The organism is Mycobacterium sp. E3198 (assembly GCF_001667015.1).
Classification (GTDB): domain Bacteria; phylum Actinomycetota; class Actinomycetes; order Mycobacteriales; family Mycobacteriaceae; genus Mycobacterium.
Genome location: NZ_LZIS01000030.1, coordinates 1 through 638 on the forward strand (window position 1 = coordinate 1; position 638 = coordinate 638).

The window sequence follows — 638 nt, forward strand, 5'->3', positions numbered from 1 at the left end:
AGCACCAGCGTGGCGGGCGGGTTGTTCACGACGTTGGCCAGCAGCGCGGCGATCGCCGCGATCGCGAGCAGCGCGGGGGCGGGTGGGTTCGGCCGGCCTGCTGGGACGGGTGTTCGTCATCTCCTCCCTGATCACCGCCGTGTTGAGCCTGGACGCCGCGGTGGTGTTGCTGACCCCCGTGGTGCTGGTCGCCGTGCGGCGGCTGCGCACGCCGGTGCGGCCCTACGCCTACGCCACGGCGCATTTGGCCAACGGGGCCTCGCTGCTGCTGCCGGTGTCGAACCTGACCAACCTGCTGGCGTTTCACACCGCCAACATCTCGTTCACCAGGTTCACGCTGCTGATGGCGTTGCCGTGGCTGGGCGCGGTCGCCACCCTGTACGCGATTTTCCGGTGGTTCTTCGCCGCTGACCTGCGCGTGCAGCCCGACCCGGAGGAGCTGGGGCCGGCGCCGCGGCCGCCGGTGTTCGTGTTGGTGGTGGTCGGGCTGACGCTGACCGGGTTCGTGGTCGGCCAGTCCGTGGGGGTCGCCCCGGCCTGGGTGGCGCTCATCGGCGCGTCGGTGCTGTTCATGCTCGCCGGCCACGACACCACCTCGACCACCCTGACGTACGCGCTCTGGTCGCTGGGGCACCACC

The 638-nt window shown here is 71.3% G+C and carries 1 pseudogene; it reads left to right on the top strand.

Annotated elements, in window-relative coordinates:
- Positions 1-70 precede the first annotated feature (70 nt).
- Positions 71-638: pseudogene (locus tag A5673_RS04545) on the top strand (SLC13 family permease); the annotation flags it as partial.